17 protein-coding genes are annotated in these 22,422 nt (G+C 59.9%); 7 read left to right on the top strand and 10 right to left on the bottom strand.

The annotated features are described in order from the left end of the window. Positions 1-2 precede the first annotated feature (2 nt). Entirely contained in the window at positions 3-1,880 is a 1,878-nt protein-coding gene (locus tag D6858_RS09020; protein ID WP_120109179.1) for a tetratricopeptide repeat-containing sulfotransferase family protein, read from the top strand. Between the two features lie 26 nt (positions 1,881-1,906). Here the strand turns inward: D6858_RS09020 and D6858_RS09015 are convergent, their stop codons facing one another. Next, the gene (locus D6858_RS09015) at positions 1,907-2,188 is read right to left on the bottom strand and encodes a hypothetical protein (RefSeq protein WP_133305269.1); all 282 of its coding nucleotides are present in this window, start codon (positions 2,186-2,188) and stop codon (positions 1,907-1,909) included. Between the two features lie 166 nt (positions 2,189-2,354). Here D6858_RS09015 and D6858_RS09010 point away from each other — a divergent pair, with 166 nt between their 5' ends. Together D6858_RS09010 and D6858_RS09005 are read left to right on the top strand one after the other, a co-directional pair. Beyond that, positions 2,355-2,900 (top strand): hypothetical protein, encoded by a 546-nt coding sequence (locus tag D6858_RS09010; RefSeq protein ID WP_133305268.1) that lies wholly within the window; start codon positions 2,355-2,357, stop codon positions 2,898-2,900. 263 nt (positions 2,901-3,163) lie between these two features. Beyond that, positions 3,164-6,379: a TonB-dependent receptor domain-containing protein gene (locus tag D6858_RS09005; RefSeq protein ID WP_165859675.1), complete on the top strand. Its 3,216-nt coding sequence runs from the start codon at positions 3,164-3,166 to the stop codon at positions 6,377-6,379. 328 nt (positions 6,380-6,707) lie between these two features. On the opposite strand, the gene clpB is transcribed toward D6858_RS09005, so the two are convergent. After that, positions 6,708-9,287 (bottom strand): ATP-dependent chaperone ClpB, encoded by a 2,580-nt coding sequence (gene clpB / locus D6858_RS09000; protein ID WP_120109171.1) that lies wholly within the window; start codon positions 9,285-9,287, stop codon positions 6,708-6,710. A gap of 318 nt (positions 9,288-9,605) precedes the next feature. On the opposite strand from clpB, the gene D6858_RS08995 reads away from it, so the two are divergent. Both D6858_RS08995 and D6858_RS08990 read left to right on the top strand, forming a co-directional pair. Then, positions 9,606-12,545: a M16 family metallopeptidase gene (locus D6858_RS08995; RefSeq protein WP_240623778.1), complete on the top strand. Its 2,940-nt coding sequence runs from the start codon at positions 9,606-9,608 to the stop codon at positions 12,543-12,545. Between the two features lie 76 nt (positions 12,546-12,621). Beyond that, on the top strand, positions 12,622-12,927 hold the full coding sequence (locus D6858_RS08990; protein WP_102153473.1) for a hypothetical protein: 306 nt from the start codon (positions 12,622-12,624) through the stop codon (positions 12,925-12,927). A gap of 60 nt (positions 12,928-12,987) precedes the next feature. Here D6858_RS08990 and D6858_RS08985 read toward each other — a convergent pair whose 3' ends face one another. From D6858_RS08985 to rpsU, 8 genes are all read right to left on the bottom strand, one after another. After that, positions 12,988-14,079 (bottom strand): acyltransferase family protein, encoded by a 1,092-nt coding sequence (locus D6858_RS08985; RefSeq protein WP_133305267.1) that lies wholly within the window; start codon positions 14,077-14,079, stop codon positions 12,988-12,990. A gap of 32 nt (positions 14,080-14,111) precedes the next feature. After that, positions 14,112-15,608 (bottom strand): Asp-tRNA(Asn)/Glu-tRNA(Gln) amidotransferase subunit GatB, encoded by a 1,497-nt coding sequence (gatB, locus tag D6858_RS08980; RefSeq protein WP_120109166.1) that lies wholly within the window; start codon positions 15,606-15,608, stop codon positions 14,112-14,114. After that, positions 15,601-15,741, bottom strand: coding sequence for a hypothetical protein (locus D6858_RS15820; RefSeq protein ID WP_165859674.1), 141 nt, complete (start codon positions 15,739-15,741; stop codon positions 15,601-15,603). Before D6858_RS15820 ends, gatB begins: the two co-directional genes overlap by 8 nt. Further along, positions 15,738-17,222, bottom strand: coding sequence for an Asp-tRNA(Asn)/Glu-tRNA(Gln) amidotransferase subunit GatA (gene gatA / locus D6858_RS08975; protein WP_120109164.1), 1,485 nt, complete (start codon positions 17,220-17,222; stop codon positions 15,738-15,740). The genes D6858_RS15820 and gatA overlap by 4 nt, the downstream gene beginning before the upstream one ends. Positions 17,223-17,328: 106 nt before the next feature. Beyond that, a complete protein-coding gene (gatC, locus tag D6858_RS08970; protein ID WP_102153477.1) occupies positions 17,329-17,631 on the bottom strand; it encodes an Asp-tRNA(Asn)/Glu-tRNA(Gln) amidotransferase subunit GatC in 303 nt (100 codons plus the stop codon). A gap of 40 nt (positions 17,632-17,671) precedes the next feature. Beyond that, positions 17,672-19,384, bottom strand: a complete 1,713-nt coding sequence (locus D6858_RS08965) for a DUF4153 domain-containing protein (RefSeq protein ID WP_165859673.1) — start codon at positions 19,382-19,384, stop codon at positions 17,672-17,674. A gap of 295 nt (positions 19,385-19,679) precedes the next feature. Further along, entirely contained in the window at positions 19,680-20,252 is a 573-nt protein-coding gene (locus tag D6858_RS08960) for an FKBP-type peptidyl-prolyl cis-trans isomerase (RefSeq protein ID WP_120109160.1), read from the bottom strand. A gap of 175 nt (positions 20,253-20,427) precedes the next feature. After that, positions 20,428-20,634, bottom strand: a complete 207-nt coding sequence (rpsU, locus tag D6858_RS08955; RefSeq protein ID WP_095012790.1) for a 30S ribosomal protein S21 — start codon at positions 20,632-20,634, stop codon at positions 20,428-20,430. Positions 20,635-20,830: 196 nt separating this feature from the next. Here rpsU and crcB point away from each other — a divergent pair, with 196 nt between their 5' ends. Both crcB and D6858_RS08945 read left to right on the top strand, forming a co-directional pair. Next, positions 20,831-21,238 carry a fluoride efflux transporter CrcB gene (gene crcB, locus D6858_RS08950; protein WP_120109158.1) on the top strand — a complete coding sequence of 136 codons (408 nt, stop codon included), beginning with the start codon at positions 20,831-20,833 and terminating at the stop codon, positions 21,236-21,238. Beyond that, positions 21,235-22,404: an RluA family pseudouridine synthase gene (locus D6858_RS08945; protein ID WP_120109156.1), complete on the top strand. Its 1,170-nt coding sequence runs from the start codon at positions 21,235-21,237 to the stop codon at positions 22,402-22,404. Before crcB ends, D6858_RS08945 begins: the two co-directional genes overlap by 4 nt. Positions 22,405-22,422 lie beyond the last annotated feature (18 nt).

Below are 22,422 nucleotides of genomic sequence, written 5' to 3'. Positions count from 1 at the left end.
CTATGAACAAAGCAACGATCACCGCCCCTCCGCAAGAAATCCTCGCCGCGATGCAGGCTCTGCGGTCCGACGATCCACGGACCGCCCTGTCGCTGGCAGAAGCCGGCATATCGGGCGCGGCCGATCGCGCGCCGTTTCTGGCCATCGCCAGCCTTGCCGCGCTCCGGTTGCAAGAACCGGATCGTGCCGTCCCTTTCCTGCAGGAACTGATCGAGCGCAACCCCGCCGATCATGCCAGCAGAGCAAACCTCGCCAATGCACTGATCAGCGTGGGCAGAGAGCGAGAGGCGCTGGCGCTCGTCAGCGGGCGTCAGGAACCCGGCATGGCCCGCATTGAGGGTTATCTCAAACAGAACGCGGGAGCGACAGACGAAGCCATCGCCTGTTATCGCCGTGCGGTGGCCAGCAACCCTAACGATCTGTCGAGTTGGAACAACCTTGGCAACACCCTGTCGGAAACCGGGGATTACGACGGTGCCATCGAGGCCTTCGAACAGGCTATCACACTCGCGCCCGCCGATCTGGCGATCTATACCAATCTGGCCGAAGCCTTACGAAAGGCAGACCGGACAGAGGCGCATTGCAAAGTCCTGACCGATGCCCTGAAAGTGGCACCCGACGATATCGGCATTCTCGTCGATCTGGGGGTCGCACAGGCGAAGCTCGACGATATGCCCGCTGCGATTGCCACCTTGCGGCGGGCCATCGAATTGCATCCCGAATTCAGTGACGCTCACATCGAACTCGGGATGATCTACGAAAACCTCAACCGCGTGGACGATCTCGACGCGCTGGCCGCATCGGTCGATCAGGACAAGGCGCCCCCCGAGGCAGCATTCCTGTTCGCATGGCAAGCCCGACGCGCAAGTGATTTTGACAAAGCGGCTGAGTTTGCCGCAAAAATCCCTGAGAGCATTCACCCAATGCGCCGCGATCACCTTGTCGGCGGGATTGCGGACAGGCGGGGAGACATCGACACTGCCTTTGCGGCATTCGAGGCAATGAATCGGGCGGCAGTCGAAAACAGCCCTCCCCTCACGGAAGAGAGTTTCCGCTCTCAGGTCGAAAGCGAACTGGCGGAATGGACAGCCGACTGGGCCGCAGGATGGGCAGCCTATCGGCCGGGCGATGGAATGCGCGACCCGGTTTTTCTGGTCGGATTTCCCCGTTCCGGCACAACGCTGCTCGATACTATGCTGATGGGCCAGCCCGAACTTTCCGTCTTGGAAGAACGGCCAATGGTCGCCCATACGATCAAGCAGATGGAAGGCGCCGATCTTGCCACTCTGCCTGCGGACCGGCTCGACGAACTGCGCGCAATCTACTTCAATTCCGCCCGCCATTACGGGTGGGACGACACACGATGGCTGGTGGACAAGCACCCACTCAACATGCAGCGTGTGCCGACAATTCACCGCCTGTTTCCAGACGCCCGCTTTATCCTTGCGGAACGGCATCCTTACGACGTGGTGCTAAGCTGCTTCATGGCGAACTTCACGATGAATCTCGCGATGCGAAGCTTCACTTCGCTTGAAGAATCCGCGCTTACGTATGATGCGGTATTCCGCGCATGGGAACGCAGCATCGAACTCTTCCCCGTCAACCACATGGCGATCCGATACGAACGTCTGGTCGATGACACCGGCGGAGAATTGCGCCCGCTGGTCGACTGGCTGGGCATCGAGTGGAATGACCGGATGCTCGCCCACACGGAAACCGCGAAACAACGCGGCCGGGTGCGAACGGCAAGCTATTCACAAATCGGCGAAGAACTATACACCCGCGCTAAGGGGCGTTGGGTACGATATGCCGCTCATCTGGAGCCGGTTATGCCCATCCTTCGCCCCTGGGCAGAAAAAATGGGGTATCCAACCAGTTAGCCGATACCCCGAATACTGGGTTAGCCTCAGTTGCTTTTCCAGCGTGCTGCCTGCGCCTTGTCGACCGCCTGACGCTGTTCCCGCTTTTGTGCATCCCATTCTGCGCGCGTTTTACAGACCTTCTGAGCCTTGAGGCGCGATCCGACTTCCTGCTGACGCACGCAAACAACCTCGCTGGCCGCCCGTTTAGCGCCCGCCTCAGGCGTGACGGTCGTAACTTCCTGCCCTTCGGGGACAGTATTCTGCGCCTTGTCAGCATTGGCGGGCGTCGCTGCCGCAGCGGCCATGACTAAGAATACCTGAAGCATAGTATTTTCCTCGTTTCGAACTTCCGTCTGACGCAGTGTGCCAAATAAACCGGCCCACAGTCAAATATGCAGATCGCTTCACCATCGATTGATTGCGTTTACACAGCGGAACATTAATGTACCCTGCGATGAGTTGAGGCGCCCAAATTATTGAAAAGGAACACTGATGGCCTGTAGGCATCTATCTATCGTCGCTACCGGTGTAATTCTCGGCATGACAGGTGGACAAGCTGCAGCCAAAGACAGTTCAAGTAAAGACGACAGCCCGCATCTGGAAGCATTGCGCGCCTGCCAGAATGAATCCGTTGCCGAAGCGCGCCTCGCCTGCTTCGACAAAGCTGTAAGCACTCTTCTTTCCGCCGACGAAGAAGGTGAGTTGAGAATCGTAGACCGTGAAGACGTGCGCAAAACACGCCGGTCGTTATTTGGATTTGGCCTCCCTGATTTTGGCATTTTCAAAAGTCGGGGCGATAAAGAAGATGAGCAAGATTTTGAACAGCTCGAAACCACGATCGCAGCGGTCGGCGGATCACGGTCTACTGGCTACCTGATCACCACCGAGGAAGGGGCCGTCTGGTCGTTGAGTCAGGTTCCTAATCGACTGATGACTCCGAAAACTGGCCAGAAGATCGAAATCAAGAAAGGGGCGCTTTCGAGCTATTTTCTCCGCATCAACGGCCAGCCCGGAGTGAAAGGTAAGCGGGTACAATGATTTCTCACGAATCCCGCCAACTCCTCCGGCCTTAAGCGAATCGCCAAGATTCAGAACCTTACCGAAATTCCGCGCCCGCCGGTGTTGCAGAAGGGTTACACAGGTTGCAGTTCACCAAATGGTGAGCCGATTACAATTGCGGTACTCGGGTCAATCTCCCATTAATGTGGCAGTAGTCCGACCGTTAGGGATAATGGTCGACAACACCGAACTCTGGCTTTGAGAATCGGCTCCGTGCCGACATGACTTGGGGACAATTTTACATGAACAACTCGCGTATTTCTGCCTGGAGCAGAAAGGGCCACCTGTTTGCAGGTGCCGGAATCGCTGCTCTGATGCTGGTTTCCAGCCCGGCAGTCGCACAGGACGCCAGTGACGACACCACCGTTGAAGCGGATTCTACAGATCAAGCATCAGAGGCAATTATTGTCACTGGCTCACGTATCCGCTCCCCACAGATCACCTCCACCGTTCCGGTAACCACCTTCGGCGGCGACACCATTTACAAACAAGGTGAGCACAATCTTGGTGAAGCGTTGAACGAATTGCCTGCGCTGCGCAGTACCTATGCTCAGTCGAATCCAGGCTTGGGGATCGGCGTTGCCGGCCTCAACTTGCTCGATCTTCGCGGCCTCGGAATTCAGCGCACACTCGTATTGGTCGACGGTCGACGCCATGTTCCGAGCGACCTTCAGGTGACTGCGTCGGCAGTTGATATCAACACGATCCCAACCGATCTGGTAGAACGCGTTGACATAGTAACTGGCGGCAACTCAGCCGTATATGGTTCTGACGCGATAGCTGGCGTCGTGAACTTTATCATGAAGAAAGATTTCGACGGCCTCATCGTTCGTGGCGGTGCTGGCACTCCGGAATACGGCGCGGGCGCGAACTACTTTGCTTCCGCTACCGGCGGGAAGAACTTCGGCGACGGGCGCGGCAACATCTCCGCTTCAATCGAGTATACCCGTCAGAAGCGGCTTTTCGCGTCTCAGGTTCCTTGGCGCCGCAATCAAGTGGGATTTGTGACGACCCAAGTCGATCCAACCGGCGAAAGGTTTGACGGCACTCCTGATCGGACATTCTTCGACGACATTCGTTCTGCAACTATTTCGCGGACTGGCCTCGTTTCGTTCCCTCAGAATGTCGGCAATGCGGCTTGTGGTGGACTTACCCTAGGCGGCACGCCTTTCAATTGTGACTACATCTTCACCCCAAGCGGCGAACTTGTTCCTGTTACGTTTGATGAACGTATCGGGACGTCTCCTTACAGTTCATATATCGGCGGAAATGCCGAAACGGGCAACGAAGGTGAACAGACTTCAGTCTACCCTTCGAGCGAGCGGTATGTTGGCTCAATTATGGGTCATTATACGTTCAGCGATGCATTTGAGCTGTTTGCTTCGGCAAAATGGGCACATATCCGGTCGACCGGCTCCAATTCCGGCCCTGCTTTCAACCAAGGCCAATACATTACTTTTAACGATGAACGCGCACAGTATCGGCTCGACAATCCGTTCCTGAGCCAGCAAGCACGTACAACGATTACTAATGCTCTGCTTGCATCAGGGAACAACAACGGTATCGTAAATGTCTTCGGCCCGCTGTCTGCTGCAGACCGTACAGCAATTGCAAACGGGACATATCGCTTTGAATCTGCCCGTGCTTTTACTGATTTGGGTATCCGTGATGAAGATGCGACTCGCGACACTTATCGTATTGTCGTCGGCGCTCGCGGCCAGATTAGCAAGAACTGGTCCTACGAAGTTTCTGCTAACTACGGCGAGACTAAAGAAGACATCAAAGTCCTGGGCAATGTTAACGTTCAACGTCTGATGCTTGCGATGGATGCAGGTATTAATCCTGCTACCGGGAAGATCGAGTGTCGTTCTCAGTTCGACCCCAATGCTGCATATGCTTCCCCGGACGTGAGTGCAGAAGGCGGAGCCGCAACACTCGCCAACGATATTGCACAGTGTGTAGCTTATAATCCCTTCGGATTGGGCGACAACAGCCGTGCCAAGGATTACATTGTATCGAATGCTGGTTCCCAAGGGCACTTGCGCCAGTTCGATGCGATGGCCTTCGTTTCCGGCGACACGAGCGGTTTCTTCGAACTGCCCGGCGGCCCAGTCTCGCTGGTTGTCGGCGGCGAATATCGCCGTGAAAATGCTTATTTCAAAGCAGACGACGTAATTAATCAGGGCCTGACCTTCCTCAACTCGCTGGCCACATTCGATCCAAACCCTGTCGAAGTGAAAGAAGCGTTCGGGGAAATCGAAATTCCCGTCTTTGCCAACCAGCCATTCTTTGAGGAATTGTCGTTCAGCGGTGCTGCACGCGTTTCTGATTACAACAACTCTGCTGGAACGGTTTGGGCATATAATTTCGGTGGCCGTTGGTCCCCGGTGCGGGATATCACGTTCCGCGCCAATTTCGGTCACGCCATCCGTGCACCTAACTACACTGAAACCGATAGCCCTCTCAGCCAAAACTTTGCCTCATTCCAAGATCCCTGCGCGACAGTTCGACTGACTCAGGGTACTGACAACCGTCAGGCGGCATGTCAGGCGGCGTTGGGAGCAAATCTGACAAACACGTCGTTCCAGACGAAAGTTTCAGGTACTTACTCGCTCGAGATTATGTCGGGTGGTAATCCCAACCTTACAGCTGAGACATCCGACTCGCTGACCATCGGTGCGGTTTTTCAGCCACGGTGGGTTCCTGGTCTCGCGATCACCGTCGATTATTACGATATCAAGGTGAATAACGTGATTTCGTCGGTGGGTGCTCAGGCGATCGTCAACAATTGCTACGATCTTCCAGCAGGCAATCCGTTTTGCGATCAGTTTCAGCGTTATACCGGTACTGGCACTGGTCCGAACGGTGAAGTTCCAGGAGAGATTCTGGTTGGCTCGCTCATTGAGGGGCCGGTCAACTTCGCAAAGCGCGTTCGTCGAGGCATTGATGTGGACGTAAACTACCGGACGGAACTCGCACCGAGTACCTTCTTGGCTGCGCGGGCATATTACACGCACGGGCTGAAATCGAGCAATTACGAAGACTCAACCAACCCAGATTTCGAAAACCGGGTACTTTCCGAGTTGGGTAATCCTAAAGACGAATTCGTTCTGTATGCGGACTTGACTGTGGATGACTTCACGTTTGGTTATAAAGCTCACTTCATCGGCCCGATGTATATCGGTTCTTATGAAGATTACTTCCCGATGAACGGCGATCCAGCCCTCAATCCCGATGGCTATCCAGTCAGCAAGTTCCCCAGCGTTCTTTACCACGGCATCCGTGCAGCGTGGCAGGTTGGTGGTTCCGAAGGTGACCGTCCGTTTGAATTCTACGTAGGCGTCGACAATCTGTTCGATAAGCACCCGCCGCTTAGCGCTTCGGGTCTGACTTCGGGCAGTGCGATTTACGATGTGTTTGGTCGCCGGTTCTACACTGGTTTCCGTGCAAAATTCTAAGTCTTGACTTAGAAATTAATAATAGGGGGCGGAAGGTAACTTCCGCCCCCTTTATTGTCAGATAGCAACAAAACCCTTCGGTGTTGCTAACCTTCGTAATCAACTAAATGTAGGTAGGAACCTCACATCTGCTCGTGCACAGAGGTATCTCTCTTTCTATAAAGGTAAATTTGGCCACTAGCTATAAAATCACGAACCCCACTCGCACCCATTGGCAACATGCCGCCTACTGAATCCAAAGAGCGACATGACACCATGCTGGGTGGCACCGAATGGCGCCAATTTAAACCGAATGGCCTCCGGCATTCCCGGGGCGGCCAATCCCCCCTCACTCCACAACCATCTTCAGCTCCCCATCGCCTTCATCGATCCGTACGGTGCTGCCATCGGGCACTTCGCCGCTGAGGATCTTTTCGGCCAGCGGGTCCTGGACGTAGCGTTGTACGGCGCGTTTTAGCGGGCGTGCGCCATAGACGGGATCGTAGCCGACACGGCCCAGCCATTTGCGGGCTGCTTCGGTCAGGTCGAGAGTGATCTTGCGATCTTTCAGCAGCTTCTGCACCCGCGCGATCTGGATTTCGACGATCGGCGCCATATGCTCCGCGCCCAGCCGGTGGAACAGGATGATTTCATCCAGCCGGTTGAGGAATTCGGGGCGGAAATGCCCGCGCACCACATCCATCACCTGCGGCTCGACATCCTCGACTTTCTGATCGTCGGTCATGTTCGACAGGTACTGGCTGCCGAGGTTACTGGTCAGGATGATCAGAGTGTTGGAGAAGTCCACCACCCGGCCCTGCCCATCGGTCAGCCGCCCGTCATCGAGCACTTGCAGCAGCACGTTGAACACATCGGTGTGCGCCTTCTCGACTTCGTCGAACAGCACCACCTGATAGGGGCGACGGCGTACGGCTTCGGTCAGTACCCCGCCCTCTTCATAACCGACATAGCCCGGAGGGGCACCGATCAGGCGGGCGACGGCGTGCTTCTCCATAAACTCGCTCATATCGATCCGCACCATCGCGCTGTCGTCGTCGAACAGGAAGCCAGCCAATGCCTTGGTCAACTCGGTCTTGCCGACCCCGGTCGGGCCGAGGAACAGGAAGCTGCCCAGCGGTCGGTTTGGATCCTGCAACCCCGCTCGCGCCCGGCGAACGGCCTTGGACACAGCAGCAACCGCCTGTTCCTGACCGATCACGCGCGTACCGATCATCTCCTCCATTTTGAGGAGCTTGTCGCGTTCGCCTTCCATCATCTTGTCCACCGGCACACCGGTCCAGCGGCTGACGACAGAGGCGATATCGTCTTCGGTCACCTCTTCGCGCAGCAGCGCATTCTGCGCCTGACCTTGCGCGGCGGCGAGCGCCTTTTCCAGTTCAGGGATGCGGCCATAGGAAAGCTGCCCCGCCTTGGCGAGATCGCCTTCGCGCTGCGCCTGCTCCAGTTCGATGCGGGCCTGATCCAGTTCTTCCTTGATCTTGCTTTCCGCGGCGATCTTGTCGCGTTCGTTCTGCCAGCGGGTCGTCAATTCGCTCGACTGCTGTTCCAGATTGGCCAGTTCCTCGCGCAGATGGGCGAGGCGGTCCTTTGACGCCTGATCGCTTTCCTTGCCGAGCGCCTGTTCCTCGATCTTGAGCTGGATGATCCGCCGGTCGAGATTTTCGATTTCTTCCGGCTTGCTCTCCACTTCCATGCGGATGCGGCTGGCCGCTTCGTCCATCAGGTCGATCGCCTTGTCGGGCAGGAAACGGTCGGTGATGTACCGGTTGGAAAGCGTTGCGGCGGCGACAATCGCGCCGTCAGTGATTCGCACACCGTGGTGCAGTTCGTAACGATCTTTCAGCCCGCGCAGGATGCTGATGGTGTCTTCCACCGTCGGTTCGCCCACAAACACCGGCTGGAACCGGCGCTGCAGAGCGGCGTCCTTCTCGACGTATTTCTGATATTCGTCGAGCGTGGTCGCACCGATGCAGTGCAGTTCACCCCGCGCGAGAGCAGGCTTGAGCAGGTTCCCCGCATCCATGCTGCCTTCGCTGGCACCTGCTCCGATCAGGGTGTGCATCTCGTCGATGAACAGGATGATTTCGCCGTTCGCGCCTTTGACTTCGTCGAGCACGGCCTTGAGCCGCTCTTCGAATTCGCCGCGATATTTTGCCCCCGCAATCAGTGCGCCCATGTCGAGCGCCATCAGCTTGCGGTCTTTCAGGCTGTCAGGCACGTCGCCATTGGCGATACGTAGCGCAAGCCCTTCGGCAATCGCCGTCTTACCCACGCCGGGTTCACCGATCAGCACCGGATTGTTTTTCGTCCGCCGAGCGAGAATCTGCACCGTACGGCGAATTTCCTCGTCGCGGCCGATCACCGGGTCAAGCTTGCCCGAACGCGCCGCTTCGGTCAGGTCGCGCGCATATTTGCTCATCGCATCGTAGGCATCTTCCGCCCCGGCTGAATGCGCCTGACGGCCGCCGCGCAGTTCGGTAATCGCTGCCTCCAGAGCCTGCGGGGTCACATTGGCCGCTTTCAAGGCTTGTCCGGCATTGCTGGTCGTCGCCAGCGTCAGCGCCAGCAGCAGGCGTTCGACAGTCACATAGCTGTCGCCGCTCTTGGTCGCAGCCTGTTCGGCCTGATCGAGCACACGCACGCTGTCGTTATCGAGGCCGGGAGTCGATTGCGCGCCGGAACCGGACACCGCAGCGATCTTGCCCAGCGCCTTGTCCACTTCCTGCACGGCAATCGCCGGATTGCCCCCGGCGCGGGTGATGAGGCCCGCTGCCATGCCTTCGCTATCTTCCAGCAACGCTTTCAGCAGGTGATCGGGGGTAATCCGCTGATGGTTCATGCGGATAGCTACGGTCTGCGCGCTCTGGATAAAGCCCTTGGCGCGGTCGGTGAATTTTTCGAGGTTCATTGTCTGTCCCTGTTCCTTTCAGACCACAGATAGTGTTGCTCAATAGCAACACAAGGCCACCGCCACGGTATTTTTCGATAGCGGTGTGTTGGTTGACTAGGTGGGTGATTTCGTATGAGCGCGCAAGGCCCGCCCACTTCAAACCGACAACGCCCCGATTGAAGCCAGCGACAGTAAAAAAGATTCTGGCCTGCCTGCATAGCGTTACCCCACAACGCCCGTACTTCACCATATGCCGTTCGTCGAAAAGGGATGACGGGCCGCCTATGGCGGGATAGTTTCACTCGCAGCTATATTCACAAGCTAAGAGGACTATTCATGAAGCTCCGCACCGCCCGCAAATGGGCTGCGACCAGTATGGTCGCGCTATCGCTCGCAACTCTTTCGGCAACTGCGGCGCAGGCTGCGACCGATACCCAACAGTCTGCGATGGCCAGCGCGCCCGCCCCGGCCCCGGTGTCGGAACTGATCGATGCGGTGTCGATCCCCTATGAACAATTCAAGCTCGATAACGGGCTGACTGTACTGGTTCACACCGACCGCTCTGCCCCGGTGGTCGCGGTGTCGGTGTGGTACGGCGTCGGTTCGAAGCACGAGCCCAAGGGCAAGACCGGCTTCGCGCACCTGTTCGAACACCTGATGTTCAACGGCAGCGAGCATTCGCCAGGCGATTTCTTCGAACCGCTGCAACAAGTCGGCGCGACCGATTTCAACGGCACGACCTGGTTCGACCGCACCAACTATTTCGAAACCGTGCCGTCCGCTGCGCTCGACACCGCGCTGTTTCTGGAAAGCGACCGCATGGGCTATCTGCTCGGTGCGGTGACGCAGGAAAAGCTCGATAACCAGATCGGCGTGGTTCAGAACGAGAAGCGGCAGGGCGATAACCAGCCATACGGACTGGTCGAATACGAACAGCTCGAAAACCTCTATCCGGTCGGCCACCCCTATCACCATTCGACCATTGGTTCGATGAAGGACCTGTCGGGCGCGACGCTTGACGATGTGAAGAACTGGTTCACCGATCACTATGGCCCGAACAACGCCATCCTCGTGCTGGCGGGCGATATCGATCTCGCCACCGCGAAGCAGAAAGTGACCAAATGGTTCGGCGCGATCCCTGCCGGGCCGAAAGTCGCCGCGGTCAGCGCGCCGGTGCCCACCCTGCCCGCACCGCTGACCAAGACGATTTACGACAAGGTCGCTACGCCGCGCGTCTATCGCATGTGGGCGGTGCCGGGGCTTGATAACCCGGACTACATCCCGCTGGCGATGGGCGCGACCGTGCTGGGCGGCCTCGCCAGTTCGCGGCTGGATAATGCGCTGGTCCGTCAGCAGAAAATCGCGGTCAGCGTTTCGGCCAGCGCCGATATCTTCGCGCAGGCCGGTCAATTCGTGATCTTTGCCGATGCCAAGCCGGGCGTAAGCGAAGAAGAACTGGGCAAGGCGCTCGACGCGGAAATCGCCAAATTCGTTGCCGAAGGGCCGACTGCGGACGAACTGCAGCGCGCCAGCACTGTCTATGCCGCGGGCCAGATCCGCGGGCTGGATTCGCTGGGTGGCTTCAACGGGAAAGCGCCGACGCTCGCTCAGGGCCTGCTCTACAACGGCGATCCCAAACACTACAAAGCGGAACTGGAAACCGCCGCTGCGACTACTCCGGCGAAGGTCAAGGCGGTGACCGCCAAGTATCTCTCGCGCCCGGCGTTCCAGCTCACCGTCACACCGGGTGAGCGCAAGGAAGGCGGCGAAGATCGCGGCGGCTGGGGTGCTGCAACGCTTGCTGCGATGACCGGCGCCGTTGCTGGCGAAAAGGGCGCACCGGCCCGCCATCCGGCATACTACATGGCCCCCGGCAGCGAAGCGGGTGTCACTTTCGCCACTGCCGCCGACCGTGCGAAAGTGCCCGAAATCGGCACGATCAAGCCGCTCAAGTTCCCGAAGATCGAACGGGCAAAGCTGGCCAACGGGATGGAAGTCTATTTCGCGCGCCGTGATTCCGTGCCCACTGTCAGCGTGAAGATCGATTTCGATGCAGGCTATGCCGCCGATCCACGCGACAAGCTGGGCCTGCAATCACTGATGCTGCGGACCATGAACGAAGGCACCACCGACCTCGATTCGCAGGAACTGGCCATCGCCAAGGAACGGCTGGGCGCATCGCTGAGCGGCTATGCCAGTCTGGATGAAACCAGCTTCGGGCTGGACGCACTGGTGCCTAATTTCGCTGCGTCGCTCGACCTGATGTCGGATTATATCCGCCACCCGGCGTTCGATAACGATGCGCTGGAACGGGCACGCACACAGCAGCTTACCCGCATCAAGAACGAGATGAACAACCCCGGCGCCATTGCACAGCGCGCATTGTTCCCCACGCTGTTCGGCAGCCACCCTTATGGCATCGCGCCCAGTGGGACCGGTGATGCAGACGTCGTCGCCAAGCTGACTAAGGCCGATCTGGAGCAGTTCCACAATACCTGGCTGCGCCCCGATCGCGCCAAAGTGTTCGTCGTGGGCGATACGACACTGGCCGAAGTGACCAAGCTGCTCGAAGCGAGCTTCGGTGACTGGAAAAACCCGACCGGCCCCGCGCCGAAGAAGGATTTTTCAGCTACCATCCCCGCGCAGCAGAGCCGTGTGATCCTGATCGATCGGCCGTCTTCGCCGCAATCGGTGATCTATGCCGGTCGGGTTCTGCCGCATAAGGGCAGTGACGATCTGATCGTGCTCGAATCCGCCAACGAAGTATTCGGTGGCAGCTTCCTCAGCCGGATCAACATGAACCTGCGCGAGACGAAGGGCTGGTCTTATGGTGTCCGCAGCTCGATCGTGGAGCCGGATGATCGCACCACGTTCACTATTTATGCTCCGGTTCAGGCCGACAAAACCGGCGAATCGATCGTAGAACTGCGTAAAGACCTCGATGCCTACACCACTGGCGGCAAAGGCGTGACGCAGGAAGAGCTCGTCCGACTGGTGAACGGCAATGTTCGCGAACTGCCGGGCCGCTTTGCCACAGCGGGCGGCGTGTTGAACGGGATGGTCAACATCATCGAAAACAAGCGCCCCGATAATTACTACGAAACACTCGGCGCGAAATACACCGCACTCACCGCAGACCAGCTCGACAAGGCCGCTCTGGCAGACCTCAAGGGCAATGATCTGGTATTCGTTGTCGTCGGCGATGCCAAAGTCGTCGAACCGCAGCTCAAGCAGGTTGGCCTGCCGGTTGAGGTCCGAAAGGCAGATAGCGAGTAAGCTAGTGTTGACAGCAGTGTCAGTAACAGCGATTGATTGCCATACTGACACTGCTGCACAAAAGAGGAGAAGACATATGTCCGTAGGCGGAGCTTACGATTGCGTGACCAAAACCCCGATGGGCGATCAGAAGAGCGTGTTCACCGTCGTTCCCAGTGACGATGGCACCACGTTCACCGGCCAGAACGCCGGCGCGATGGGCACGATGGATGTTCAGGACGGCAAGATCGACGGCAACACGCTGACCTGGACCATGAACATGACCGTACCGATGCCGATGAAGCTCGAAGCGACGGCGACTGTCGATGGCGACGCGCTGACCGGCGAAGTGAAGGCCGGGGCGTTCGGTTCGATGGCTATGACTGGCCAGCGTCAGGGCTGATCGCAGACGCGAAATCACCGAAGGGGGCGTCGGGAGCGATCCCGGCGCCCTTTTTTCATGTCAGACGGCAGTGGAGTGGCTGGCCTGCATCCGCCGCGCCAGAGCAGTGCCCCAGTCGCGTGCCGGCTGTTCGATCCATCGATATGTCGCCAGCGCAATCAGATAGGTTCCGCCCAGCGTCGCCAGCGTGATCGCCGCAGCTTTGCCCCACCCGTCGATGCCGAGTGCCGCACAGACCGCCGCCGTGCCATACAGCGGGATCATGTGGACCAGGTACGTCGAATAGGAAATCTCGCCCTGATGCACCAGCGCGCGCGATCCCAGCAGTTGCGCCAGCGGTCGCAGCGGCCCACGGTCAGACAGCGCAGCGATCAACACGATTGCGATCATCGCCAGCGGGAGGATTGTCCACACGCCATCCTGCCAGACAGCACAGCCCGCGGCGAGCACCGTCGCTGCGACCCATCGAAGATCGCCACTCTGTGCCGACGCCTTTGCCGCAAAAATACCCGCTGCGAACAGGAACAGCTTGTTACCGATAAAGGCGCTGCCAAACTGCGGCCCAAGCGCCAGCAGCACAACGCATATCGTCAGCAACAATGCCAGCCTGTCCCACCGCCGCAGCGCCCACATCGCCAGCGGCGCGATCAGGTAGAATTGCATCTCCAGTGAAATGCTCCACGCTTGCCCCAGAATGGTGAACGCCGCCTGCGGCAACACGTGATTGGGCACCACCCCTTGTGCCAATGGCAGATGCACCGCCAGATGCGCGGGGAGATCATCGAGCGCCAGCCGCACCAGTTCCACCCGGCCCGCATTGCGCGCGGTGTCGGGCAGCGTTTCCCACGCGAACAGTTGCACCGGCAGCAAAGCGGCAGAAACCAGCAAGACAACCAGATAGAGCGGCGCCAGCCGGAAAATCCTTCGCGTGATGTATGGTGCAAATGGTTCGTTGCGCCGGTCGATCAGCCCCGCGATCACAAAGCCCGACAGCACAATAAATACATCGACCGCCAGCCCGTTGCGGTCGATCACCGGCAGGTTCCACCCCATCGCCAGCGACAAGTGCCCCAGCACCACCCACCACGCCATCACCCCCCGCAACCCTTCGAGCGGGAGGATTTTGCTGTGGGGGGCGCGGGCAACGCTCACGGGCGATCCGTCAGACGTTGCCAGTGCCCATATCAGCCCAGCTTGTCCTTCAAAATCTGATTGACCACTGCCGGATTGCCTTTGCCCTGCAGGGCCTTCATTGTCTGACCGACGAAAAAGCCGAACAGCTTGTCTTTCCCGCCGCGGTATTCCTCAACCTTGTCGGCATTGTTGGCCAGCACTTCGTCGATCACGCTTTCGATCGCGCCGGTATCGCTGAGCTGTTTCAGCCCTTCGGTTTCAGCGATCTCCGCCGGTTCGCGACCGGTTTTGAGAACGATTTCGTAGATTTCCTTGGCCTGCCCGCCGCTGATTTCGCCTGCATCCTGCATCTTCAGGATCGCGGCGCTGGCGGCGGCGGTGTTGTTCTCCACCTTCGCTTCGTCACCCAAGGCATTGAGCACACCGGGGGCGACCGACAGGGTCCAGTTGGCGACCTGCGTCGCGACGTCCTTCTCGCCTTTCCCCAGCGCGCTGGCGGTGGCGGAGAGCACGTCTTCGAACCGGCGGAACCCTTCCACTTCAGCGGTGAGCTGGGTGGCGTTGTATTCGCTCAGCCCCAGCTCTTCGACATAGCGGCGCTTCTTCGCGTCGGGCAATTCGGGCAGGCTTTCGCGGCACTGGACCAGAAAATCGTCATCCAGTTCCAGCGGCAGCAGATCGGGATCGGGGAAGTAGCGATAATCGTGCGCGTCTTCCTTGCTCCGCATCGAACGGGTTTCGTTGCGGTCGGGATCGTAGAGGCGTGTTTCCTGCACCACCTTGCCGCCATCTTCGATCAGATCGACCTGACGACGGGCCTCCTGCTCGATCACTGCCATCACGAAGCGGACCGAGTTGACGTTCTTGGTTTCGGTGCGGGTGCCGAATTCTTCGCCCGGTTTGCGAACCGACACGTTGACGTCGGCGCGCATCGAACCCTGTTCCATGTTGCCATCGCACGAACCGACATAACGCAGGATCGAACGCAACTTGCGAACATAAGCGCCCGCCTCCGCCGGGGAGCGCATGTCGGGCTTGGAAACGATTTCCATCAGCGCCACACCGCTGCGGTTGAGATCGACGTAAGACATCGTCGGGTGCTGATCGTGCATCAGCTTGCCCGCATCCTGTTCGACATGGATGCGTTCGATCCCGATGCGCTTGTCCTCTGGAATCCCCGCCTTCTCATCCGCTTCGATCAGCAGCGATCCTTCACCCACCAGCGGATGATAAAGCTGGCTGATCTGATAACCCTGCGGCAAATCGGCATAGAAGTAGTTCTTGCGGTCGAACCGGCTCCACTTGTTGATCTGCGCTTCGATGGCCATGCCGGTACGCACCGCCTGCCGGATGCATTCGCGGTTGGGCACCGGCAGCATTCCCGGCATGGCCGCATCGACAAGGCTGACCTGTGCATTCGGTTCTGCCCCGAATTCGGTGCTGGCGCCGGAAAACAGCTTGGCGTTGGAGGTAACCTGCGCGTGGACTTCCAGGCCGATCACGACCTCCCATTCGCCGGTTACACCCTGAATGCGGTAGCTACTCATCGTCGATCAACTTTCCATTCTTGTCGAAGCGCGCTTCGCCGTGCGCCACCCGGCGGGCCAGAACGGCCGGCACCAGATAGAGCGTAACCAGTACCGCAACACATGCGATTACCTCGATCGGACCGATGTTCACCACCACTTCTCCGGCCGAGCGGTGAACCCGGCGCGCTGTTCGATCGCCAGCCCTGCGTTGAGCACGCCCTGTTCGTCAAACGCCTTGCCGATCAGTTGCAGGCCGAGCGGCAGACCATCCTTGTTCAGCCCGGCCGGAACGCTCATCGCGGGCAGTCCCGCGAGCGAGGCGGGCACCGCGAACACATCGTTCAGATACATCGCCAGCGGATCGTCGGAGTTTTCGCCCAGCGGGAAGCTGGCGGTGGGCGTGGTTGGCGCCAGGATCACGTCGCAGTGTTCGAACGCCGCCTTGAAATCCTGCGATATCAGCGTGCGAACGCGCTGCGCCTGATTGTAATAGGCATCGTAGAACCCGGCGCTGAGCACATATGTGCCGATCATGATCCGCCGTTTGACTTCGTCGCCAAATCCGGCCGCGCGGGTGGCGGCGTACATTTCCTGAAGATTGGCCCCATCGGGCAAATCGCGCAGGCCGTAACGCACCCCGTCATACCGCGCGAGATTGCTCGACGCTTCCGCCGGGGCGACGATATAATAAGCGGGCAGCGCGTATTTGGTGTGCGGAAGGCTCACCTCGACGATTTCGGCCCCGGCGTCGCGCAGCCAGGCAATGCCGTTGTCCCACGATTCCAGAATGTCCGAGTCAGTCCCTTCCATCCGGTATTCCTTGGGGATACCCACCCGGCGCCCGCTCATATCCGGGTCCAGCCCATCGGTCCATTCGGGCACTGTCAGATCGAGCGAAGTCGAATCCTTCGGATCGAACCCGGCCATCGATTCCAGCATGATCGCGCAATCGGTGACATCGCGCGCCATCGGCCCCGCCTGATCCAGACTGCTGGCGAAGGCAACGATGCCCCAGCGGCTGCACCGGCCATAGGTCGGCTTGATCCCGGTGATCCCGGTGAAGGCAGCAGGCTGGCGGATCGAGCCACCGGTATCGGTGCCGGTCGCCGCCGGGCACAGCCGCGCGGCCACCGCCGCCGAGCTGCCGCCCGACGATCCGCCCGGCGCCAGCGCGGCATTGCTGCCCTGTTTGCGCCAGGGCGAGATCACATTGCCGAAATAGCTGGTTTCATTGCTCGACCCCATTGCGAACTGATCGAGGTTGAGTTTGCCCAGCATCCCCGCCCCGGCCTTCCACAGGTTGGCCGAAACAGTGCTTTCATATTCGGGGGTAAACCCTTCGAGGATATGGCTGGCAGCCGTTGTCTGCACACCTTGCGTGGCGAACAGATCCTTCATCCCGATCGGCACGCCGGCCATTTTACCCAGCGTTTCGCCCTTGGCGCGCGCGGCATCCACTGCATCCGCTGCCTCCAGCGCCTTTTCCGGGGTGGCGACGATGAATGCGTTCAGCGCATCCTGCGCGGCGGCAACATTGGCGTTGAACGCCTCTGCCACTTCGCGGGCGGAAAACGTACCGGCGGCAACCCCATCGCGGATTGCCTTTACGCCAAGATCAGTCAGGTCGGTCATACTGTAATAGTCCCTGCGAAGGTGAGCGCTGAAAGCCGCGCGTGCTTCGCCAGATTGAGTGCGATCCCCGCCGGTGCGGAGAAAAGCGAACGGTTACCCCTACGGTTCATTCGATGACCTTGGGCACCCCGAAGAACCCGTGTTCGGCAGCGGGCGCATTGGCCAGCACTTTATCCCGAATGCCCCCGCCAGTCAGCGGATCGGCATCGACGACATCGTCACGCAACCGTTGATGATTGGGGATGACCGCGGTCATCGGTTCGACACCGCTGGTATCGACTTCCCCCAATTGCTCCACCCAGGCAAGAATGCCGTTGAATTCGGGGACCATACGGTCAAGCGCGGCGTCATCCATCTGGATGCGCGCGAGGCTGGCGATCTTCGCCACGGTTTCTCTGTCGACGGACATACTCTGCCGTTAGCGTCGAGCGCGCGGCGCTTCAAGCGGGTCAGTCATCATCAAGCGGGCGATCGAGCGGTTTTCCGTCGACGAAAATGTAACGCTTTTCGATCATGCGGATTTCAACCTTGCTGTCCGGTCCGCTGACCGATGGGTATTCCTTCGCCAATACGTCGCCCGACGTGTCGGCTTCGGGCAAGGTGACCTCTGCAAATGACCTGCCCTGCACGATGGCGACATGGCGTTTCCCGTCGCGTGGTGCGCGGGTTTCAATCGCCACGCAGGCTTCGTTACACGCCCACCTGTTATCTCTGATATAGTCGCGGACCAGCTTTTCCAGTTTTGGATCAGATGGTTGCACACGAATAAGAAAGTCGGTCACTTCCGCCGGAGTCATCGTGCGATAGGGGCGGTTCTTCTGCGCCTGCGCCTCTTTGGCGAATTTGGCGGTATCACCCTTACCACTCGCCAGCCCGGCCAGAGCGCGGCGCCCGGCATCGCCAAAATCCCACCGCAGCGCGGCATAGTCGAACCTGTCAGGGCTGACTTTGCCGCTTTCCAGCCGGGCGATCTGGCTGCGCGCGGAAATCGCCCCGAAATCGAGAATCGGCAAAGCAAGAAACAGCGCAACCACGCAGATCGCCGCCGCCAGATGAATGTTCGATTCGCGGATGCGCGCCATCCAGCCGCCTGACTGCGCTTTGCCGCGCCACCCGCGCAGCACCGCGACCAGCCATGCAAGGCCATAGGCGCAGGCCACGCCAATCGCCACCAGCCCCCACAGCCGCTCTGGACTGAGGCCATATTGCGCCACCCGCGTGCCGAGCGATATCGCCGCGAACACCGTCAGCGGCAGGATACTGAGCGCCAACACCAGCCCGGCAATCCGCAGCACGCGGTTGTGGCTGGCGTCATCATCCGAATCGCGCACGATGGCGTTGGCCAACACCCATGCCCCAGCGGCGCAAGTCAGCAGGATCGGCGTAGCGCTACGTGTCGCCTCCCACAGCACATCCGGCCCTGAAACGATCATCGCCAGCAGGAACAGCGCCAGCCCCAGCGCCATTGGCACCGCGAGGATCGACAGCACCACCATTACCAGCCGCTGCAACGTACCGATGATTTTCAGCTCGTTCCACAGTACGCCCAGCGCCGCGCCGAATGCCGCGCCGCTCCATATCCAGCCGAACCAGTCCTTGTTCATCAGATCGCGCAGAAAATCGATCTTCAGCAGATGAAACAGCTCAGCCATCAGCGCCAGCATCAGCCATGCGGCACCCATGAACGCCAGCGCGCCCGCACCGCTGATCGCATCGCTCCATGCCGATTCGTGCAGTGTGCGATAGGGCGTGGCAAAGCGGGTGCGGTGGAAACCCGCCTGATACATCGGCAGAGCCAGCCCGGTGGCGATCACCCCGGCGAAGAAGCCATATTCGGGATCGGCAATGCTATCGCCGCCGCCGACCGCCCGCCATGCGAGCCCGGCCATCACTACGCCAGTGCCCAGCGCGAACACCAGTGCGCCTTTCCACCGCTCACGCTCCACCAGAAAGGCGAACGAGAGCGATCCGAAGAACAGGAACGCCGCCAGCGCCGCGCGCCAGCCCACTTTCACATACGGTCCGGCCCCACCGCCGGAGAAGTGAATCGCCAGCCCGGCAGCGGCGAGCACAGCGCCGAGCAGCCACGGGCGCAAGGCCCATTCGCTATGCGATTCGCCAGCGATGGTGCCCGGTTGCTGTGCCGTCTGTTGATCGCTCATGCGCCTATCCCCCCCTTCGATGCCTTCGCTCTGGTGTATGGGCGATAGCATGATCCGATGCACCGCACCTGAAGAAAAGCGGGACGCCGGATCAAGTCCGGCGCGACGGTTTGGGAAAGCGGAGGTGAAGTAGGCATCTGCCTCACTCTCCCCGTCACCCCGACCCCTGAACTGGGGTCCAGCTACCCCCGGTGCAATCGCCCCTGCAACCTCGCCAGACACACGAAAGGGCAACGTTCGCAATCGCCGTTCGCGACCCAAACGCTACCCTTACGGCAATCTCAAAATGGCTGGATTATTGCGGGCCGCCAGCACCCGGTGCAGCGCCGCCCTGACCCTGCATCTGCATTTGCATCATCTGCTGGATCGCCTGAATGCGGCGTTCGAAATCGGCGCGAGCCATGATTTCGCTGACTTTGATATCGAATGTCAGATCGGCGTTGGGCGGGATCGGCGCGCCGGGAGGCGGCGTGGCGCCATAGGCCTTGTCGGCGGGGATATGCAGCACGTAATGCCCGCCCTTCTGCATTTTCATCAGCCCTTCGCGGAAACCGGGGATCGTTTCCCCTTCAGCCAGAGTCATCGGGGTGCCTTCGGGGAAAATGCTTTTGGCGACTGGGGGCAACGGCTGTGAGCGGTCGAATTCCTTACCATCGGCCAGCTTGCCGATATATTCAACGAACACGACATCTTCCGCAGTGGGGGTCGGCCCGCTGCCGGCGGTCAGCGTATCGATCGAAACACCCTTGGGCGTGGCGGCCCAGGCGACACCTGCCGCGATCAGGACGGCAACGATCACACCCAGCCAGAGCTTGGTGAGCGAACCCTTGGCAATGGGTTGCAGCGGAACGCGGGTGATTTCAGTCATGGCAGACGTATTCCTGATACTGTGTGCCGGGAATCCGGCCTGATGCGAAACCCCACGCGGCGATACCGAACGGATAAAACCGAGCGAATACGACAAGGGGCGCAGATTGCTCCGCGCCCCGATGCCTTATCGTTGCCGTGGGTTCAAGACAATTGGGCCGCTGGCCCGCGTTGTCTTACTTGATCCCGTCGCGTTCCATCCGCTTGCGCTCCATCTTGCGGGCGCGGCGGACAGCGGCAGCCTTTTCACGGGCGCGCTTTTCGCTGGGCTTTTCGTAGTGGCGACGCAGCTTCATTTCGCGATACACACCTTCCCGCTGCAGCTTCTTCTTGAGCGCGCGGAGAGCCTGGTCGACATTGTTATCGCGAACGATGATCTGCATAAATCGAATACACCTCACAGCAAATGACGTGGAACCCGCGAACGGCGCGGGCAAACGCCTTTGAATTTCAACGAAAAAAGCCCCGCATCCGTTCCCGGAGCGGTTCGAACAGGGGCGCCTGTAGCGGTAGATTCGCCAATTTGCAAGCTGCGAGGGGAGTTTGCACGCGCGCGCCGGGGCGCTAAGGGCGCGGTACATGGCTATTCCATCTCCCCTTACCGCCACGGCGTTCGTCTTTGCAGGCGGCGGCATCGGCGCTGTGCTGCGTTACCAGCTCGGCCGATTCATGACCCACGTGCTCGGCCCCAATGTCGTGACCGCGTTCCCGTGGGCGACGCTGGCGGCCAACGTGATCGGCGGCCTGTCGATGGGGCTGCTCGCCGGATGGCTGGCCCGCCACGGCAGCCACGGCGAAACATGGCGGCTGTTCATCGGCGTGGGGCTGCTGGGCGGCTTCACGACATTTTCCAGCTTCAGCCTTGAAACGATGCTGCTGATCGAACGCGGTCAGGCCTCGACAGCGGCGATCTACGCCATCGTTTCAGTGCTGGCAGCACTCACCGGCCTGTATATCGGCCTGATTACGATGCGAGTCGCCGGATGAACCAGCCACAAAACCCAACTGACACCGGCCCAACCGACACCAGCGAAGTGCGCCAGTTCACTGTCGCGCCGGACGATGACGGTGTCCGGCTCGATCGCTGGTTCAAACGCCATTTGCCGCAAATCGGCTTCGGCACGGTCAGCCGCTGGGCGCGGACCGGGCAGGTGCGGGTCGATGGCAAACGCGCCAAACCGGAAGATCGCCTGAGCGCGGGGCAGGTGCTGCGCGTTCCGCCGGGTGGCGATGCCCCGCACCGCACCGCCAAACCGCGCAAGGAACTGACACCCGATCAGGTGGCAGAGGCCGAAGCGATGGCCATCAAGCAGACCCGCGCGGCCATCGTGCTCAACAAACCGCCAGGCCTTGCCACGCAGGGCGGCACCAAAACGCATAACCATGTCGATGGGCTGCTCGATGCCTTTGCGGGCGATGGGGAGCCGCGCCCGCGACTGGTTCACCGGCTGGACAAGGATACCAGCGGTGTATTGCTGGTCGCCCGCACACCGGGCAGCGCGGCGTTCTTTTCCAAGCGGTTTTCCGGGCGCAGCGCCAAGAAAGTCTATTGGGCTCTGGTCGTCGGTCGGCCAGAGCTGAGCGAAGGCATGATCGACGCGCCGCTCGCCAAACAGCCGGGCACCGGCGGCGAGAAAATGCATGTCGACGAAGAAAACGGGCAACCGGCCAAAACCCGATATCGCGTGGTAGAACGCGCAGGCAACACAGCCGCATGGGTCGAGCTGGAGCCACTGACCGGGCGCACCCACCAGTTACGCGCGCATATGGCGGCCATCGGCCACCCCATTGTCGGTGACGGTAAATATGGCGGGCAAAACGCTTTCCTGACCGGCAGTGTCAGCCGCAAGATGCACCTTCACGCGCGCCGCCTGATTATCGACCACCCCGATGGCGGCAAGCTGGACGTGACCGCCGACTTGCCCGAACATTTCGCGGCGACAATGGAACAGATGGGTTTCGACCTGTCGCTGTCCGACGCGGCACCGACACAAGGACCGCCCCCGCCGGGCAAGACAGAGAAGAAGCAGGCCGCGCGCCAACATGCCAAGCAGGTTCGCAAATCGCGCCCGTCCCGCCGTGGCCGTGGCGCTGCGAACAAAGTGACCAAGGGCGGTCCGGGCAAAGGGGCTGGCCGGGGCAAACGCCCGTGATCGCGCTTTCCGCTACCA

Source organism: Tsuneonella suprasediminis (assembly GCF_003605755.1).
Taxonomy (GTDB): domain Bacteria; phylum Pseudomonadota; class Alphaproteobacteria; order Sphingomonadales; family Sphingomonadaceae; genus Tsuneonella; species Tsuneonella suprasediminis.
Note: the sequence above shows the minus strand (reverse complement) of the source record. Positions and strands in the feature narration are given on the sequence as shown.

What these genes read in the sequence shown, in the direction of transcription:
- rpsU (WP_095012790.1), bottom strand. Translation starts at nt 20,634, where the DNA reads ATGCAGATCATCGTTCGCGATAACAATGTCGACCAGGCTCTCCGCGCG.
- D6858_RS09020 (WP_120109179.1), top strand. Translation starts at nt 3, where the DNA reads ATGAACAAAGCAACGATCACCGCCCCTCCGCAAGAAATCCTCGCCGCG.
- D6858_RS09005 (WP_165859675.1), top strand. Translation starts at nt 3,164, where the DNA reads ATGAACAACTCGCGTATTTCTGCCTGGAGCAGAAAGGGCCACCTGTTT.
- gatB (WP_120109166.1), bottom strand. Translation starts at nt 15,608, where the DNA reads ATGAGTAGCTACCGCATTCAGGGTGTAACCGGCGAATGGGAGGTCGTG.
- D6858_RS09010 (WP_133305268.1), top strand. Translation starts at nt 2,355, where the DNA reads ATGGCCTGTAGGCATCTATCTATCGTCGCTACCGGTGTAATTCTCGGC.
- D6858_RS08990 (WP_102153473.1), top strand. Translation starts at nt 12,622, where the DNA reads ATGTCCGTAGGCGGAGCTTACGATTGCGTGACCAAAACCCCGATGGGC.
- D6858_RS08960 (WP_120109160.1), bottom strand. Translation starts at nt 20,252, where the DNA reads ATGACTGAAATCACCCGCGTTCCGCTGCAACCCATTGCCAAGGGTTCG.
- clpB (WP_120109171.1), bottom strand. Translation starts at nt 9,287, where the DNA reads ATGAACCTCGAAAAATTCACCGACCGCGCCAAGGGCTTTATCCAGAGC.
- D6858_RS08995 (WP_240623778.1), top strand. Translation starts at nt 9,606, where the DNA reads ATGAAGCTCCGCACCGCCCGCAAATGGGCTGCGACCAGTATGGTCGCG.
- gatC (WP_102153477.1), bottom strand. Translation starts at nt 17,631, where the DNA reads ATGTCCGTCGACAGAGAAACCGTGGCGAAGATCGCCAGCCTCGCGCGC.
- D6858_RS09015 (WP_133305269.1), bottom strand. Translation starts at nt 2,188, where the DNA reads ATGCTTCAGGTATTCTTAGTCATGGCCGCTGCGGCAGCGACGCCCGCC.
- crcB (WP_120109158.1), top strand. Translation starts at nt 20,831, where the DNA reads ATGGCTATTCCATCTCCCCTTACCGCCACGGCGTTCGTCTTTGCAGGC.
- D6858_RS08965 (WP_165859673.1), bottom strand. Translation starts at nt 19,384, where the DNA reads ATGAGCGATCAACAGACGGCACAGCAACCGGGCACCATCGCTGGCGAA.
- D6858_RS08945 (WP_120109156.1), top strand. Translation starts at nt 21,235, where the DNA reads ATGAACCAGCCACAAAACCCAACTGACACCGGCCCAACCGACACCAGC.
- gatA (WP_120109164.1), bottom strand. Translation starts at nt 17,222, where the DNA reads ATGACCGACCTGACTGATCTTGGCGTAAAGGCAATCCGCGATGGGGTT.